The sequence below is a fragment of the Xenorhabdus doucetiae genome (assembly GCF_000968195.1).
Classification (GTDB): Bacteria; Pseudomonadota; Gammaproteobacteria; order Enterobacterales; family Enterobacteriaceae; genus Xenorhabdus; species Xenorhabdus doucetiae.
This window is the reverse complement of sequence record NZ_FO704550.1, coordinates 3003648-3020303: the sequence shown is the minus strand read 5'-3', so window position 1 is coordinate 3020303 and position 16656 is coordinate 3003648. Positions and strand designations below refer to the sequence as shown.

Annotated in this window: 14 protein-coding genes; 12 read left to right on the top strand and 2 right to left on the bottom strand. The window is 47.3% G+C overall.

Annotation, left to right across the window (positions count from 1 at the left end; genetic code table 11):
* Positions 1–34: 34 nt before the first annotated feature.
* Together pdxJ and acpS are read left to right on the top strand one after the other, a co-directional pair.
* Complete coding sequence (gene pdxJ, locus XDD1_RS13005) at positions 35–766, top strand: pyridoxine 5'-phosphate synthase (protein WP_045971779.1); 732 nt, start codon at positions 35–37, stop codon at positions 764–766.
* Positions 766–1146 (top strand): holo-ACP synthase, encoded by a 381-nt coding sequence (gene acpS / locus XDD1_RS13000; RefSeq protein ID WP_045971777.1) that lies wholly within the window; start codon positions 766–768, stop codon positions 1144–1146. Before pdxJ ends, acpS begins: the two co-directional genes overlap by 1 nt.
* Positions 1147–1148: 2 nt before the next feature.
* On the opposite strand, the gene XDD1_RS12995 is transcribed toward acpS, so the two are convergent.
* Positions 1149–1409 (bottom strand): YfhL family 4Fe-4S dicluster ferredoxin, encoded by a 261-nt coding sequence (locus XDD1_RS12995; protein ID WP_045973590.1) that lies wholly within the window; start codon positions 1407–1409, stop codon positions 1149–1151.
* Between the two features lie 150 nt (positions 1410–1559).
* On the opposite strand from XDD1_RS12995, the gene XDD1_RS12990 reads away from it, so the two are divergent.
* From XDD1_RS12990 to tadA, 4 genes are all read left to right on the top strand, one after another.
* Entirely contained in the window at positions 1560–2207 is a 648-nt protein-coding gene (locus XDD1_RS12990; RefSeq protein WP_045971775.1) for a hypothetical protein, read from the top strand.
* 87 nt (positions 2208–2294) lie between these two features.
* Complete coding sequence (locus tag XDD1_RS12985; protein ID WP_045971773.1) at positions 2295–3200, top strand: DNA-3-methyladenine glycosylase family protein; 906 nt, start codon at positions 2295–2297, stop codon at positions 3198–3200.
* A gap of 53 nt (positions 3201–3253) precedes the next feature.
* The gene (locus XDD1_RS12980; RefSeq protein ID WP_045971771.1) at positions 3254–3922 is read left to right on the top strand and encodes an HD domain-containing protein; all 669 of its coding nucleotides are present in this window, start codon (positions 3254–3256) and stop codon (positions 3920–3922) included.
* Between the two features lie 81 nt (positions 3923–4003).
* On the top strand, positions 4004–4477 hold the full coding sequence (gene tadA / locus XDD1_RS12975; RefSeq protein ID WP_231854517.1) for a tRNA adenosine(34) deaminase TadA: 474 nt from the start codon (positions 4004–4006) through the stop codon (positions 4475–4477).
* Between the two features lies 1 nt (position 4478).
* Here the strand turns inward: tadA and mltF are convergent, their stop codons facing one another.
* Positions 4479–5957 (bottom strand): membrane-bound lytic murein transglycosylase MltF, encoded by a 1479-nt coding sequence (mltF, locus tag XDD1_RS12970; RefSeq protein WP_045971768.1) that lies wholly within the window; start codon positions 5955–5957, stop codon positions 4479–4481.
* Between the two features lie 266 nt (positions 5958–6223).
* On the opposite strand from mltF, the gene purL reads away from it, so the two are divergent.
* The 6 genes from purL to glnB all read left to right on the top strand — a co-directional run bounded on the left by purL (position 6224) and on the right by glnB (position 16646).
* Positions 6224–10123, top strand: coding sequence for a phosphoribosylformylglycinamidine synthase (gene purL / locus XDD1_RS12965; RefSeq protein WP_045971766.1), 3900 nt, complete (start codon positions 6224–6226; stop codon positions 10121–10123).
* A 719-nt stretch (positions 10124–10842) separates the two neighbouring features.
* Positions 10843–12282, top strand: coding sequence for a sensor histidine kinase (locus XDD1_RS12960; protein ID WP_045973588.1), 1440 nt, complete (start codon positions 10843–10845; stop codon positions 12280–12282).
* A gap of 5 nt (positions 12283–12287) precedes the next feature.
* A complete protein-coding gene (qseG, locus tag XDD1_RS12955; protein ID WP_052705708.1) occupies positions 12288–13163 on the top strand; it encodes a two-component system QseEF-associated lipoprotein QseG in 876 nt (291 codons plus the stop codon).
* Between the two features lie 2 nt (positions 13164–13165).
* A complete protein-coding gene (gene glrR / locus XDD1_RS12950) occupies positions 13166–14503 on the top strand; it encodes a two-component system response regulator GlrR (protein WP_045971764.1) in 1338 nt (445 codons plus the stop codon).
* 166 nt (positions 14504–14669) lie between these two features.
* The gene (locus XDD1_RS12945; protein ID WP_045973586.1) at positions 14670–16292 is read left to right on the top strand and encodes an NAD+ synthase; all 1623 of its coding nucleotides are present in this window, start codon (positions 14670–14672) and stop codon (positions 16290–16292) included.
* Between the two features lie 15 nt (positions 16293–16307).
* Positions 16308–16646, top strand: coding sequence for a nitrogen regulatory protein P-II (gene glnB, locus XDD1_RS12940; RefSeq protein WP_045971762.1), 339 nt, complete (start codon positions 16308–16310; stop codon positions 16644–16646).
* Positions 16647–16656 lie beyond the last annotated feature (10 nt).

Genomic DNA, 16656 nt, shown 5'->3' with positions numbered 1-16656 from the left:
TTTATTGAATCTTATATTATTGCAGGAGCTAAAAATGGCTGAGGTATTGTTAGGTATCAACATTGATCACATTGCAACCTTACGTAATGCCCGTGGGACACAATATCCCGATCCCGTTCAGGCTGCATTTGTTGCAGAGCAGGCGGGTGCTGATGGTATAACGATTCACCTGCGTGAAGATCGCCGCCATATTACTGACCGGGATGTTCAATTATTGGACAAAACCATTCAAACCCGCATGAACCTCGAAATGGCGGTAACCGACGAAATGGTGGGGATTGCCTGTCAGATCAAACCAGCTTTCTGTTGCTTAGTTCCTGAAAAACGGCAAGAAGTCACAACCGAAGGCGGGTTGGATGTGTTTGGGCAGAAAGCGCACATCGCTGCGGCGGTTAAGACTTTATCAGCATCGGGCATTCAGGTGTCTCTGTTTATTGATGCGGATCACCAGCAAATTGATGCGGCTGCCGAAGTGGGTGCGCCCTTTATTGAGATCCACACTGGTGCGTATGCCGATGCAGAAGATGAGATACAGCAGGAAAAAGAGTTTTTGCGTATCAAAGAAGCGGCAACTTACGCGGCAGCTAAAGGTCTTAAGGTTAATGCCGGTCATGGTTTGACCTATCACAATGTACAACGCATTGCCGCCTTACCTGAAATTTATGAGTTGAATATCGGACATGCCATTATTGGCCGTGCGGTATTCAGTGGCTTATCTGCGGCGGTGGCCGATATGAAAACATTGTTGCGGGAAGCGCGCCGTTAATGGCCATTATTGGATTAGGCACAGATATTGTTGAAATATCCCGTATTGAAGCCATTGTCGGGCGTTCAGGCGAACGTCTGGCAAGGCGTATTTTAAGTGACGGAGAATGGCAGCAATATCAGCAGCATCACCAACCTGTCCGCTTTTTGGCAAAACGCTTCGCAGTTAAAGAAGCAGCAGCCAAAGCGCTTGGGACAGGTATCCGCAATGGACTGGCCTTTAATCAATTTGAAGTGATGAATGATCCACTGGGAAAACCGACATTGAAACTTCATGGTGAGGCTGACGTGCTGGCTAACAAACTGAATGTCACATCCATCCATGTCACACTGGCAGACGAGCGGCGTTATGCCTGTGCGACAGTAATATTGGAAAGTTAAATTCAGATCTTATCAGCATGATGCAGGAGCACAAACTTATCCCATAACTGCTCTTCGGTTTCCTGATGGTTAGGATCAAGGATAATGGTATTCGTGATCGGGCAGACAGATTGGCAAGTTGGCTTTTCGTAATGCCCGACGCACTCAGTACAGCGTTCAGGCTCAATTTCGTAGATCTCCGCGCCCATTGTGATGGCCTGATTCGGGCATTCGGGTTCACACATATCACAATTAATGCAGCGTTTGGTAATTAATAGTGCCATTTCAGTATCTATATACAATAATCTGCGGCAGATGTTAACACATTTGGGATTTTCATTCACAACGTTTTTCACTTTCAATTATAGAAGACGATCCCGTCTATTTATCATGGTATATACTTAAAGATATTTTAAATTCTTTAGAGTAAAAACATGATTGAATACATCGTAAAACATGGTAATGATATCGTGAAAGTCTTAGGGTCGATTGGTACGTTTATTGGTATTATCCTGTCGGTCTTAAAAAAACTTTATGCAGATGTATGCGTGCTGAGAGAAAGAAAAGCGATAAAATACATTAAGTATCTGAATGAATATAGTATTTATTTAAATGAACGGGATAAAGAGTATATCAAATATGAAATTGCTTCTGAGATCATGTTTGATATCACCAAAATAAAATCTGATAAGTTCAGGGATATATTTATCAGGTTGAAACAAAATGGATTGAGTTCGGAATATATAGATAACCTTAAAAAATTGAAAACATACACGGTATTAAATGCGGGCATCGTTCAAGTCAAAGTCAGTTCTTCTTATTATCTTACTTCTTGGTTTGAAAAACTATTTTCAATCTATTTTTTCACGTTGTCATTTGTCGTATTAATGGTTTTTTTATTAAAAGCGGATGCACTGAGTAATACAATCGGCAGTGCTTTAGATTTCTTTTTGGTTACCTTAAGTATGACGTTACTGATGGGAATAGGTATTTATCTATTAGTGTTAAGCCCGTCAAAATATCAAATTCAAAAATTAAATAAAGAATTAATTAAATATAATATTGATCATGTTGATTTGTAGACTAAATTTGTTGATTTTCCATTGTATCTAAACTTGAAGTCTGTTAGATAGTTGGCTTAATTCTAATCTGTTTCTGGAGCTATCCTAATGAACACAAGCTGTTTAACAGAAATTATATTACCTAATAATTATCACACCAGAGACTTTTTAGCTTTTCATCAAAGGGATGGTCTGGGGGTTGCTGAAATTGTGCAGCAGAACCAAATTAAAAAAGGCATTATCTGGCAGGAAAATCCCGCGCTGTTGACTATCACAATAGGAAAGAACAGGGCGAAAATACAGCTTGATATTGATGGTGATAATGTTTGTGCTTCGCCACATGAAGCATTATCGGCGCTGGCTTCCCATATGCTGGGTTTAAAACAACCGGTCGACATATTCGAATCCTGTTATCAAGATCATCCTGTTATTGGCGAGTTGGTCAGCAGACAAACCGGATTACGGATTTATCAATCCGCGACCCCTTTTGAAGCGCTCAGTTGGGCGATTATCGGGCAACAAATTAGTTTAAGTGCCGCCATTTCCATTCGGCGGCGTTTTATTCAAGCCGTGGGTATCCCGCACTCTTCTGGGTTATTGTGTCACCCGAATAATAAGCAGGTAAGGCAATGTTCGCAGCATGATCTGCGTCAGTGTGGTTTTTCTGTCGGGAAAGCCAATGCGTTATTGCAGGTTTGCCAACGTATTGATTCTGGTGAGTTGGTGCTGAATATTCCCGCGAGCGAAGATAAAGTGAAACTATTGACGGATAGCCTGCTGGCTATTAAAGGTATTGGCATGTGGACCGTGAATTATGCCTTGCTACGGGGGTTCAATTACCTGGATGGTTCGCTGCATGGCGATGTTGCCGTAAGGCGTAATCTCCAATATTTACTCAATCAGGAAGATAAAGTCAGCGCAGAACAGGCAGAAAAATGGCTGGCTGATTTTGCTCCTTGGAAGGCCTTGGTCGGCGCGCATTTATGGCGACAACAATCCCGTAGTGGATATTGATAAGTTTTTCTTTTTGCTAAGATGATATTTCCATTCATTGAGAGGTTTTGGTTATGTTATCTTTTTCCCCGTTTGACGATTTAGCCCAACAGCTTTTACCCCTGGCAATAGAAGGTGATGATGGTGCCCATGATATTGCCCACCTTTACCGGGTATGGCGGAATGCCAGACAAATTTGTCAAGCGGAATCTGGCAACTTGCGGTTAGTATTCGCCGCTGTACTACTGCATGATTGTGTCAATGTTGAAAAAAATGCCCCCAACCGCCATCTCGCCTCGCGCATGGCAGCAGAAAAAGCCGCCTTGATACTGCAAAATCTGGCATGGTGTGAGGAAGATATCAGTGCCGTCTGCCATGCCATTGAAGCGCATAGCTTTTCAGCGGACTTAACCCCCAGAACATTAGAAGCGAAAATCGTGCAAGATGCGGATCGGCTGGATTCTATTGGCATGGTTGGGGTTGGGCGTTGTTTTTACACCGGCGGCCGTATGGGGTCTTCCATGTATGACTTTCATGATCCGTTGGCGAAACAGCGTGAATATGATGATAAGGCTTATACGGTCGATCATTTTTATACCAAGCTATTTAAAATTGGATCAGGATTTCAAACAGCATCAGGCCAAAAAATGGCGCAAGAAAGGACAGCGCGTATGAAATGGTTTCTTGATGCGTTTCTTGATGAGATTCAGGTTGAATCCGCAGATTGCGATGATTGGGTATAATAGGCAGAATTTTCATAAGCAAGAGAATGGGCAGTGGCAGAAAGAGAGACCGTGACCGAAAATTTTAGTGATGAATATTGGATGCGCCGGGCAATCGCGTTGGCGATGCAGGCACAGGCAAAAGGTGAGATCCCAGTGGGGGCGGTATTGGTCGCCGATAATAAAGTGATTGCCGAAGGATTTAACCATCCCATCACTGACCATGATCCTACCGCCCATGCCGAAATCATTGCGTTACGGCGGGGCGGGAACCAATTGCAGAATTATCGTCTGTTGAATACGACACTGTATGTCACGTTAGAGCCTTGTGTCATGTGCGCAGGCGCCATGGTACACAGCCGGATACAACGGCTGGTCTATGGTGCCAGTGATATGAAGACGGGAGCCGCAGGTTCATTGATTGATATATTGCGCCATCCGGGCATGAATCACCAAATTGAAATCACAGGTGGTGTGCTGGCACAAGCGTGCTCCACAATGCTGAGTGCTTTTTTTAAACAACGCAGGGAGCAGCATAAGGCATCGAAAAAGTTGAAATCTCAACAACAAACCTAACTCAAGCCGTTTTTTCAGATTGCGTCGGCGTTTTATTCTCCGGCGCTTTGGCGTCAGTTTCTGCCGCATCAGTTGCCGCTTTTTCGGCTTCTGCTTTCTCGCGGTTGGCTTTTGCCTTGAGGTAGCCTTCCAGACTCAACGCGTAACGTCGAATATTTTCAACGTAACGATAGGCTTCATAGCCACGGGCATAACCGTAGGTTGTACTGGCGTAGTACCTTTTCTTGCTTAACAGGGGAAGGCGCGCTTTAACATCCAGCCAACTATCTGGATTCCCTTTTTGCGCCGCGGTTAACTTACGGGCATCAAGCAGGTGCCCATATCCCATGTTGTAGGCGGCGAGGGCAAACCAGATGCGTTCATCCGCAGGAATGGTGTCTGGCAAACGCGCCATCAGGTAGTGCAAATAAGCCATCCCACCTTTTACGCTCTCTTCTGGGTCCAGCCTGTCATGAATGCCGGCCCATTCGGCTGTCGGGTGAGTGAGCATCATAAGGCCACGCACGCCGGTGGGGGAAGTGGCTTGTGGGTCCCAGTGTGATTCCTGCCATGCAATGGCTGCCACTAAATGCCAATCGAGCGAACCCGCATATTTTTCAAAAATGGGCTGATAGGTTGGCAAGAGTTTGTTGATAGCGCGAATAAATGAAAGGGTATCGAAATAATCGAAAGAACCGACATGGCTGAAATACTTTTCCTGTAGCCGCGATAGGGTGCCGTTTTCCGTCAACATACTGAAAAAATCGAGCATGGCGGAGGAGAGACTATAATCGTCATTGCGCTTTAAATACCAGGTCAGGGGACTCTCTTCACTGACATCAAAAGCAATCGCCAAATTGGGATGAATACGCTGTTGCAGGGCTAAGCTGATGGAGTCGCTGATGGTATAGTCGATTTTCCCTTCAGCGAGTTGTTCGAGCAATTGTTGGGTATTTTCGCGTGACGTTTCTTCCCAGGTTAACTCAGGATAAGACTTCGTTTTCCACCTTTTCAGTTCGCTGGCATGAGCCGATCCTGCCGTGACGATCAATTTGCCTTGTAAATCGCCAAACGAACGCGGGCGTGTCGCTCCCTTGCGATAAACCAGTTGTTGTATGACTGAAGCATAGGCAGGGCCAGTGCGTGTCTGAGCCAGCCTGTCTTTATTGTAGATAAGCCCGGCAGCCAAGAAATCCGCTTTATCGTTTTCCAGATCGTCAAAAAGCTGGTTCAGGTTGGGACGAAACTTAATGACCAGTTTTACACCCAGATAATCAGCAAATCGCTTGGCTAGTTCATAGTCGAATCCTGTGGGTTCATTTTTGCTGTTAAAAGAGATGAGAGGAGAGCTGATGGTACTCACCCGTAGCTCTCCCCGTGCCAGAATTTTATTTATCTGCTCCTGCTGTTTATTGGGCCAATTGATATTGAGGCCAATGATGGCGGCAGAGAGGAGCGCGATAATGACGATAACAAAATAATTTATCTTAATATTATTCAAACAGTTATCTCTTTCCAGAACGATCGGCGTTCGTATGAAATGCAAGATAATAGCATGGTTAAATTTCCAGTAATCGAGAATTTTGCGTAACAAAGTGGGGATGTGCAACCCTATTAAATCAATTTTGGCATTTTATTACGCGTATTGTTGGCTTGATAAATAACCACGCAAACGGTTTCGTCAAAGGAAACATTGCTCTATAATGCGTGCAGTTTCCCCTGAGGCATCAGTCAGGCTTTGCGTCTAAGATGAGAGAACCTATTATTATGGAAATTCTGCGTGGCTCACCCGCTTTATCGGCATTTCGTATCACTAAGCTCCTGTCCCAGTGTCAAGATCATCATCTCCCGGTTACCGACATTTATGCAGAATATGTCCATTTTGCAGAAGTGAGTACCCCAATCACGGAAGATGAGCGAGAGAAATTAAATCAGCTATTAAAATATGGACCCTCTCTGGCCGAATTGGAGCCTAAAGGACAACTTATATTAGTCACACCTCGTCCGGGTACGATATCCCCCTGGTCGTCGAAAGCGACAGACATTGCCCACAATTGTGGGTTGAACCAGATTGTCCGTCTGGAAAGGGGCATTGCCTATTATATTCAGGGGACGGAAATGGATGCGGAGCAATGGCAAACGTTGTCGGTGTTATTGCATGACCGCATGATGGAAAGTGTGTTCACTCAGTTTGAACAAGCCGAAGTGCTATTTTCTCACCAGCAACCTGCGCCGCTGAAACAGATTGATGTCTTGCAATCGGGACGGGCAGCACTGGAATCGGCCAATATTGAATTGGGATTGGCGCTGGCAGCGGATGAAATTGATTATCTGATGAATGCCTTTCAGACGCTGGGGCGCAATCCCACGGATGTGGAGCTGTATATGTTTGCTCAGGCCAATTCTGAGCATTGTCGCCACAAGATTTTCAATGCAGATTGGGTTATTGATGGTCAGGATCAACCCAAGTCTTTGTTCAAGATGATCAAAAACACCTTTGAACAGACGCCGGATTATGTGCTCTCGGCTTATAAAGATAACGCGGCGGTGATGGAAGGCTCTCATGTTGGCCGCTTTTTTCCTGATGCCAAGACCGGCGCTTATGACTATCACCAAGAGCCAGCCCATATCTTGATGAAAGTGGAAACGCATAACCACCCAACCGCGATTTCGCCTTGGCCGGGGGCAGCGACTGGCTCAGGCGGTGAAATTCGTGATGAAGGCGCAACCGGGCGGGGCGCCAAGCCCAAAGCCGGGCTGGTCGGTTTTTCGGTTTCAAACTTGAGAATTCCTGGGTTTGAACAACCGTGGGAAGAAGATTTCGGCAAGCCGGATCGCATCGTCAGTGCCCTGGATATCATGCTGGAAGGCCCATTGGGTGGCGCGGCGTTCAATAATGAATTTGGGCGTCCGGCCTTGCTGGGGTATTTCAGAACCTATGAGGAAAAAGTCAGTTCCCATAACGGCACAGAACTGCGTGGTTATCACAAACCTATCATGCTGGCCGGCGGGATCGGGAATATCCGTGCAGAGCATGTGCAGAAAGGGGATATTCCGGTCGGCGCAAAATTAATTGTGTTGGGCGGGCCGAGCATGAATATCGGTTTGGGTGGTGGCGCGGCCTCTTCGATGACATCGGGGCAGTCTGATGCTGATTTGGATTTTGCTTCTGTACAGCGTGACAATGCCGAGATGGAGCGCCGTTGTCAGGAAGTTATCGATAGTTGCTGGCAATTGGGCGATAACAATCCCATCTTATTTATCCATGACGTCGGGGCGGGTGGCTTATCAAATGCCATGCCTGAACTCGTCAGTGATGGCGGCCGGGGTGGGCGTTTTGAGTTACGCCATATTCTTAACGATGAACCCGGCATGAGCCCCTTGCAGTTATGGTGTAATGAATCCCAAGAACGCTATGTGTTGGCCGTCGCGCCAGAGCAGTTGGCGTTGTTTGAAGAAATGTGTCGTCGTGAACGAGCCCCGTATGCGGTGATTGGGGAAGCTACACAAGAGCGGCATTTGCTGCTGAATGACAATCATTTTGCTAACCAGCCGATTGATATGCCGCTGGATGTCTTGCTCGGTAAGACGCCAAAGATGCTGAAAAATGTTCAGACCTTGCAAGCCAAGGGGCAACATTTAGATCGCAAGGGTATCGATCTTGCGGAAGCGGTAAAACGTGTCCTGCATTTGCCGGCCGTCGCTGAAAAAACCTTCCTGATTACGATTGGCGATCGTTCCATCACCGGCATGGTTGCCCGTGATCAGATGGTTGGCCCCTGGCAAATTCCGGTCGCAGATTGTGCGGTGACGACCGCCAGTTTGGACAGCTATTATGGCGAAGCCATGTCCATCGGCGAGCGAACCCCGGTTGCCCTGTTGGATTTTGCGGCATCGGCGCGTATGGCGGTGGGGGAAGCACTGACCAACATCGCGGCCGCCTATGTACAGGATCTGAAACGGGTGAAATTATCGGCTAACTGGATGTCAGCCTCCGGCCATGCGGGTGAAGATGCGGGCTTGTATGCTGCGGTCAAAGCCGTGGGTGAGGAGTTGTGCCCGGCATTGGGGTTGACCATTCCGGTCGGCAAAGACTCAATGTCAATGAAAACCCGCTGGAGCCAAGACGGGGAAGACCGTGAAATGACTTCACCCCTTTCATTGGTGATCAGTGCGTTTGCGCGGGTAGAAGATGTGCGCGCTACCGTGACACCCGAATTATCGACGCAAGATGACAATGCGCTGCTGCTGATTGATCTGGGCAGGGGGCAAAATGCGTTGGGTGGTACGGCATTGGCGCAAGTTTATCGTCAACTGGGGGATAAAACGGCCGATGTCCGCAGTGCCGGGCAATTGGCGGGTTTCTTTAATGCGATTCAGCATTTGATTTCAGAACAAAAATTGCTGGCTTACCATGACCGTTCGGATGGTGGGCTGCTGGTGACACTGGCTGAAATGGCTTTTGCCGGCCATTGCGGACTGCATGCCGATATCAGTGCCTTTGATGAAGATATCCTGGCTGCGTTATTTAATGAAGAATTGGGTGCCGTCATTCAAATCCGTGAAACTGACAGGGAGCAAATTGAAAACCTGTTGGCCGATTATGGCTTGCGTGAATGTGTACACTATCTGGGTAAAGCCCGGACAGGCGATGATTTCGTGATTTCCAGCGGCAAGATGGACGTTTACCGCCAGAATCGCAGCACATTGCGCTTATGGTGGGCAGAAACCACGTGGCAGATGCAGCGCTTGCGCGATAACCCGGCGTGTGCAGATCAAGAACATCAGGCAAAACAGGATGTGAATGATCCGGGTTTGAATGTGAAATTAACGTTCGACCCCACCGAAGATATCGCCGCCGGCTATATTTCACAATATATATCAAAACAAGTGCGCCCGCGCGTGGCGGTACTGCGTGAACAGGGCGTTAACTCGCATGTTGAGATGGCGGCGGCCTTCCACCGGGCGGGCTTTGAGGCCGTGGATGTGCATATGAGCGACTTATTGGCCGGGCGGGTCACCTTAGAGCAATTTCAGACCTTGGTGGCTTGTGGTGGTTTCTCATACGGGGATGTGCTGGGTGCGGGTGAAGGCTGGGCGAAATCCATTCTGTTTAATGTGCGGGTACGTGATGATTTTGCCAGTTTCTTCGCAAGGCCGGATACGTTGGCACTAGGCGTATGTAACGGCTGCCAGATGATGTCTAACCTGCATGAGTTGATCCCCGGTACAGAACACTGGCCGCGTTTTGTCCGTAACCGTTCAGAACGCTATGAAGCTCGCTTTAGCTTAGTGGAAGTGACAGATAGCCCTTCACTGTTCCTGCAAGGGATGGCGGGTTCTCGCTTGCCGATCGCCGTGGCACACGGTGAAGGGCAGGTGGAGTTCAGGAACAACCGCAGCTTGGCGGAATTGGAAAAGCATCAGCAAGTCGCATTGCGTTTTGTGGATAATTACGGTGCCGTGACCGAAAACTATCCGGCCAACCCCAATGGTTCCGTGAACGGCATTACTGCGGTGACCAATCTTGACGGAAGAGTCACGGTAATGATGCCGCATCCTGAAAGGGTATTCCGTACCGTCAGCAATTCCTGGCATCCTAAAGAGTGGGGAGAAGACAGCCCGTGGATGCGTATTTTCCGCAATGCGCGTAAACAGTTAGGTTAATTCTCCTCGCTACTTTCTCTGGTTATTTATTCTGCTTGCAAAAGGCCCTGAAAATTTATCGGGGCCTTTTTATTTGACGCCAAATCGCTGTGGTTGATCATTTTCTAGGGCAGTGTCTCTATATTGCGACAATGGTGCTTTACAGTGTCTCAATATGGAGACGCTTAATTTATTGATATTATTTGAAAAATATTTTTTGATAGTGAAGTGTCATAAATAGGCGACACTCATGCTTACCAAACGGGAAGAAATAGCGATAAAAAAGGGCAATAAAGAGATGATTTTATTTATTTGTATTTAAATCAATAAATTAAAAATTAATTTTAAAGTTGGCATGTAATATGCTTAATACAGGGCAGTTGCTCATTCAACTTTTTATGTCGGCCCGCAATAAGGTGGAAACATGCCACATAAGCCCAGAATGATGCCAAAGTAAGGTGCCTACCGTCCAACTTAATGATACTCGCCTTCGGGCCTTATCAAACACCGGGCGACACGTGGAGTGAGGCACCGCCTACATGCTTCATGGCATGCAGGGTCCTCACTGGCGGGATAGTAAAAAAGTTACTATCCCGCCGTCATTATTACAGGTTACTCCTGTCCATCGTGTCTATGTACGCATCCGCATCGCTTTCACTTACCCATTGCTTTCCATTATCCTCTGCCTTGTGGCGAGCAGTATCGTGGCGAGTAGCATCAATGTCATTACGGGTTATAAGATGATTTCTTTGAAAAAATGGCGTCTGTTCCCGCGCTCATTGCGCCAGTTAGTGGTCATGGCTTTCTGGCTGGTGTTATTGCCACTGCTGGTTTTGGCTTATCAGGCTTATCAAAGCCTTGATCAGCTCAGTACCCAAGCGGCTGAGATTAACCGTTCAACGCTGGCGGATGCCCGCCGTAGCGAAGCGATGATAGGTGTCGCCCTTGAGATGGAACGGAGTTACCGTCAATATTGTGTATTAGGGGATGTCCGGCTGGAAAAACTTTATCAACGTCAATACCGGCAATACATGAATATGCTCGGTAATCAGATGGCGATGCTGGCTAATGCGGAATATACCAAGAAATTTAACGAATTGCTGTCAGGTCTGGCCAAAATTTCTTGCAGTAACGGCATACCCGAACCCGCCTCCTCTAAATTACTTGAAGAATTCTCCAGAGCGAATAATCTTTTGGTACAGGAAACCCGTAATATTATTTTCAGTCGTGGGGAGCAACTGCAAAAGGATATCGCGGATAAAGGCCAGTTTTTTGGTTGGCAAAGCCTTATTTTATTCTTGTTAAGTGCCTTTTTGATCGCGTTGTTTACACGCATGATCATTGGGCCGGTAAAAGGCATTGAGCGGATGATCAATCGGCTCGGAGAAGGGCAATCATTGGAAAATCAGATTGACACTTTTAAGGGGCCGAGGGAGTTGCGATCGCTGGCCCAACGCATTATTTGGTTGAGTGAGCGTTTATCCTGGCTTGAGTCTCAGCGTCATGAGTTTTTACGCCATATCTCCCATGAACTGAAAACCCCTTTGGCCAGTATGCGTGAAGGGACGGAGCTGTTAGCTGACGAAGTGGCCGGGCCTTTAACAGCAGATCAAAAAGAAGTTGTCACTATTTTGGACAGCAGTAGTAAGCATTTACAGCAACTTATTGAGCAATTGCTTGAATATAACCGCAAATTAGCCGATGGCCCTGCCGAACATCAGATTGTCTCTTTGAAAGAGGTGGTGGAGGGGGTCGTATTATCTCATCAACTGCCGGCGCGGATAAAAAATATTTATACAGAAGTTCAACTGGATATGGATTATTGTTGGGCGGAGCCTGGCTTATTGACGCGGGTGATTGATAATCTCTACTCCAATGCAGTGCACTATGGCGCTGAATCCGGTAACATTTGGATTTCTAGTCGGCAAGTGGGGAAAACTCTCCAGATTGACATTGCCAATACCGGCACACCTATCCCTGAGTTAGAAAAGAGCATGATTTTCGAGCCATTTTACCAAGGAAAACTGCAACGAAAAGGCGCAGTGAAAGGAAGTGGCCTTGGCTTGAGCATCGCGCAGGATTGCATTAAACAGATGCAGGGAGAGCTTTGCCTGATAGAATCCGAATTTGCTGACGTATGTTTTCGAATTGAACTGCCATTAACCGCAGAGAATGACTAAATAATATGTATAACAGGTTTACTTACCGCTTTATAACGGGGACGGAACAGCAAAATATTGTGACTAAGCCAATGAAAAAAACGGCTGTTATGCAGTCTATTCGGGCACGTGCTTCGACGCTACGTTTCCGTGCCATGTTGCTACTGTTTGTTCCCTATTTGTTGGCAGGATGCGCTAAAACGGGTGGATCCGACAACTTGGCAACCATCGCGCAGTCTATCCTGCCAGAACAGCGTGTTACGGATTATCGCGTCAGAGACTGTGACTCAATCTGGGACATCGCGAAACCCACCGCGATGGAAAACGGGCTATATTGGTTGAGGTTCATCGATTGTACCGATCGATTGCCTGCGGCAAAAGCCCGTGAGATGGCAAAACGTTTTACCCCAGAGGCGCCGGCTGACTGGCATCAAGTGCTGAAACAGAGCATTTTGCTTGGCCGGGCAACGTCGGTATTGGCTGAACGCATTAATATCGTGGAAAACTTTAATCGCTACAGTGCACAGTTTCCTGTTGCTTTGCGGCCATTGCTCCAGTTGTGGCGTGAACAGCAATATCTGAAAATTAATCTTGTTGAAGAAAGAGTTAAATTCCAGCGCCTTCAGTTTGATAGTGATAACAAAATTGATAGCCTGAAAGAAATACGGGCACGTCTGGAATATGAACTTCGCTCAATGTCGCGCAAACTCGAAAATCTGACCGATATTGAACGCCAACTTTCCTCCCGTAAACAAGAGCAAAGTGTTGTGACGCCATCCAATACCGACAGTTCATCGAATAATACGCCATCGAATAATAAAGCCGATCCGAGCAACAAATCCGCCGCAGACACGGAGACTAAAGCGGAAGCCCATTCCTCAGAAGAAAAAGGAGCCGAATAATAATGACAGCGCGTAATTCCGCCCATCTCCTTTTAGTTGATGATGATCCCGGCTTGCTGAAATTATTGGGAATGCGTTTGACCAGTGAAGGGTTTCGCGTCACGACCGCAGAGAGTGGTCATGAAGCGTTACGCTTGCTGGCGAGAGAAAAAGCCGATTTGGTGATCAGTGATTTACGCATGGATGAAATGGATGGCATGGCACTGTTTGCGGAGATCCAGAAACAACATCCCGGTATGCCTGTCATTATTCTGACTGCGCATGGCTCAATTCCTGATGCCGTGGCCGCCACGCAGCAAGGCGTGTTTAGCTTCCTGACCAAACCCGTTGATCGTGACGCACTGTATAAGGCTATTGATGATGCGTTGGAACTGTCAACGCCAGCCATTGATGGGCAATGGAGCGAGAAGATCGTCACTCGCAGTCCCCTGATGCTGCGTTTATTGGAACAGGCAAAGATGGTGGCTCAATCCGATGTGAGCGTTCTGATTAACGGGCAAAGCGGCACCGGTAAAGAGGTACTGGCTCAGGCTATCCATCGGGCAAGCCCCAGAGTGAAAAAGCCTTTTATTGCCATTAACTGTGGCGCCTTACCGGAACAATTGCTTGAATCTGAATTATTTGGTCATGCCAAAGGCGCATTCACTGGTGCCGTCAGCAGCCGGGAAGGGCTATTTTTAGCGGCGCAGGGAGGAACACTGTTCCTTGATGAGATCGGTGATATGCCGATGGCGTTGCAAGTTAAGCTATTGAGAGTGTTACAGGAACGCAAAATCCGCCCATTGGGGAGTAACCGGGATATCGATATTGATGTCCGGATCATTTCTGCCACGCACCGCGATCTACCCAAGGCCATGCAGCGTAATGAGTTTCGCGAAGATCTCTACTATCGGCTGAACGTGGTTAACCTGAAAATTCCTGCCCTGAACGAACGCGCAGAAGATATTCCCCTGTTGGCTAATCACCTGTTACGTGAATCGGCCAAGCGCCACAAACCTTTTGTGCGCAGCTTTTCCACCACCGCCATGAAATGCCTGATGGCAGCAAGTTGGCCGGGCAATGTGCGTCAATTGGTCAATGTTATCGAACAATGTGTGGCGCTGACGATGGCGCCGGTCATTAGTGATGCGTTGGTGACTCAGGCACTGGAAGGCGAAAATACCGCCTTGCCGACATTTGTCGAAGCCCGTGGGCAGTTTGAACTGAATTACCTGCGTAAATTGTTGCAAATCACCAAAGGTAATGTGACCCATGCGGCTCGCATGGCAGGGCGTAACCGGACAGAATTTTATAAGTTGCTGGCACGCCACGAATTAGATGCCAATGATTTCAAGGAATAACTTTTCTGCTATTCCAGATATTCTTACACTGCATGACTGTTATTGAATAGAAATGATATACCCGCCGTATTCAAGATAAAAAATACAGGGTATCGCGATGAACTGCTTTACTGCTGAATCTCAGTAAGGCAGGTAGATGATTTATGGCCTAGGAGAGCCGCATTTTATGAGCCGTACTCTTAATATCGCTCTTGCCCAGTTAAATTGGCTGGTGGGAGACATTGAAGGCAACAGCGAACGCATGTTGCAGACAGTTCAGGAACAGCAAGCAAAAGGTGCTGATCTGGTTATGTTTTCTGAGCTGGCGCTGTCTGGCTATTTTCCTGAAGACTTGTTGTTCCGCCCTGATTTGCATCAGCGTTGCTGCGAACAATTAACCCGCTTGCAAGCAGCCAGTTCGCAGGTGGGTATTTTAGTCGGGCATCCGTGGCAACAGGATGGCAAACTCTATAACGCGCTTTCCCTGTTTTGGCGAGGGGAAGTTGTGGCACGTTATTTCAAACAGTTACTGCCAAATTACGGTGTCTTTGATGAAGAGCGTTATTTTAAAGCGGGTCATCAAAGCTGTGTGATACCGTTCAAGGGTTATCAGCTTGGTTTACTGATTTGTGAAGACTTGTGGTTTGACGCCCCGATTGATGCCCTGAAACAGGCGGGTGCAGAAATCATCTTGTCGATTAACGCTTCTCCTTATAATCGTGAAAAACCCAATATTCGCAGTACATTAATTAAGTCCCACTGCCAGCGTACCCGGCTGCCCATTATCTATCTGAATCAGGTCGGCGGGCAGGATCAACTTATCTTTGACGGCTGCTCTAAGGTCTTTGATGCTAATGGTGACATCACTCACCGTATGGCCGCGTTTGAGGAGCAGGTTGAGCAGTGCCGTTTCAATGAGATGAATATTGAATTAATGGCGGATCCTATTCCTCAATTGCCACCGCTGGCGCAAATCTATAAAGCCTTGGTGCTTTCTGTACGTGATTATGTGCAGAAAAACGGCTTTAACGGTGCATTGCTGGGATTGTCTGGCGGCATTGACTCCGGGTTGACCTTGGCGATTGCCGTGGATGCGTTGGGGAAAGATCACGTGCAGGCGGTCATGATGCCATTCCGTTATACCTCAGAAATGAGCATTCATGATGCGAGGGAACAAGCCGAATTGCTGGGCGTTGAATTTGACGTGGTTTCCATCGAACCGATGTTTGATGCGTTTATGGCACAGCTTGAGCCGATGTTCGCGGGGACGGCAAAAGATACGACAGAAGAGAACTTACAGGCACGTTGTCGCGCGGTGATTTTGATGGCGATGTCTAACAAGCGTCGTCGTCTGGTATTGACGACCAGCAACAAAAGTGAATCCGCCGTCGGCTACTCAACCCTGTATGGCGATATGGCAGGCGGCTTTAATGCGTTGAAAGATGTGCCTAAAACGATGGTCTTTGCCTTAGCTAACTATCGGAATACCGTCTCGCCGGCGATCCCCCAGCGGGTAATTGATCGTCCGCCATCCGCGGAATTAGCCCCCGATCAACTGGATCAGGACAGCCTGCCGCCGTATGACATGCTGGATGCGATCCTCGAAGGGTATGTTGAAAAGGATAAATCCGTGGCGGATCTGGTCGCGGAAGGTTTTGATGAAACCATTGTGCGCAAGGTGATCCGGCTGGTTGATATCAATGAATATAAACGTCGTCAGGCACCGATTGGTCCCCGTATTACGCAGCGTGATTTTGGCAAAGACAGGCGCTACCCGATTACTTCTGGTTTCGGGCGTAAAAACTGGTAATAACAGGAAAACTTCATGAAAAAGATTGATGCAATTATCAAACCTTTCAAGCTGGACGATGTGCGTGAAGCGCTGGCTGAAGTGGGTATCACCGGTATGACCGTGACAGAAGTAAAAGGGTTTGGTCGTCAGAAAGGGCATACTGAGCTGTATCGCGGTGCAGAATATATGGTGGATTTTCTGCCCAAGGTCAAAATAGAAATTGTCGTACCGGATGATATTGTTGATACCTGCGTCGAGACCATCATGCAGGTTGCACAAACCGGCAAAATTGGCGATGGCAAAATTTTTGTTTTCGATGTTGCCCGTGTTGTGCGTATCCGCACGGGTGAACAGGACGAAGAAGCGATTTAATCAAGCCACT

What these genes read in the sequence shown, in the direction of transcription:
- XDD1_RS12990 (WP_045971775.1), top strand. Translation starts at nt 1,560, where the DNA reads ATGATTGAATACATCGTAAAACATGGTAATGATATCGTGAAAGTCTTA.
- XDD1_RS12995 (WP_045973590.1), bottom strand. Translation starts at nt 1,409, where the DNA reads ATGGCACTATTAATTACCAAACGCTGCATTAATTGTGATATGTGTGAA.
- glrR (WP_045971764.1), top strand. Translation starts at nt 13,166, where the DNA reads ATGACAGCGCGTAATTCCGCCCATCTCCTTTTAGTTGATGATGATCCC.
- glnB (WP_045971762.1), top strand. Translation starts at nt 16,308, where the DNA reads ATGAAAAAGATTGATGCAATTATCAAACCTTTCAAGCTGGACGATGTG.
- XDD1_RS12945 (WP_045973586.1), top strand. Translation starts at nt 14,670, where the DNA reads ATGAGCCGTACTCTTAATATCGCTCTTGCCCAGTTAAATTGGCTGGTG.
- qseG (WP_052705708.1), top strand. Translation starts at nt 12,288, where the DNA reads ATGTATAACAGGTTTACTTACCGCTTTATAACGGGGACGGAACAGCAA.
- tadA (WP_231854517.1), top strand. Translation starts at nt 4,004, where the DNA reads ATGCGCCGGGCAATCGCGTTGGCGATGCAGGCACAGGCAAAAGGTGAG.
- XDD1_RS12980 (WP_045971771.1), top strand. Translation starts at nt 3,254, where the DNA reads ATGTTATCTTTTTCCCCGTTTGACGATTTAGCCCAACAGCTTTTACCC.
- XDD1_RS12985 (WP_045971773.1), top strand. Translation starts at nt 2,295, where the DNA reads ATGAACACAAGCTGTTTAACAGAAATTATATTACCTAATAATTATCAC.
- XDD1_RS12960 (WP_045973588.1), top strand. Translation starts at nt 10,843, where the DNA reads ATGATTTCTTTGAAAAAATGGCGTCTGTTCCCGCGCTCATTGCGCCAG.
- acpS (WP_045971777.1), top strand. Translation starts at nt 766, where the DNA reads ATGGCCATTATTGGATTAGGCACAGATATTGTTGAAATATCCCGTATT.
- pdxJ (WP_045971779.1), top strand. Translation starts at nt 35, where the DNA reads ATGGCTGAGGTATTGTTAGGTATCAACATTGATCACATTGCAACCTTA.
- purL (WP_045971766.1), top strand. Translation starts at nt 6,224, where the DNA reads ATGGAAATTCTGCGTGGCTCACCCGCTTTATCGGCATTTCGTATCACT.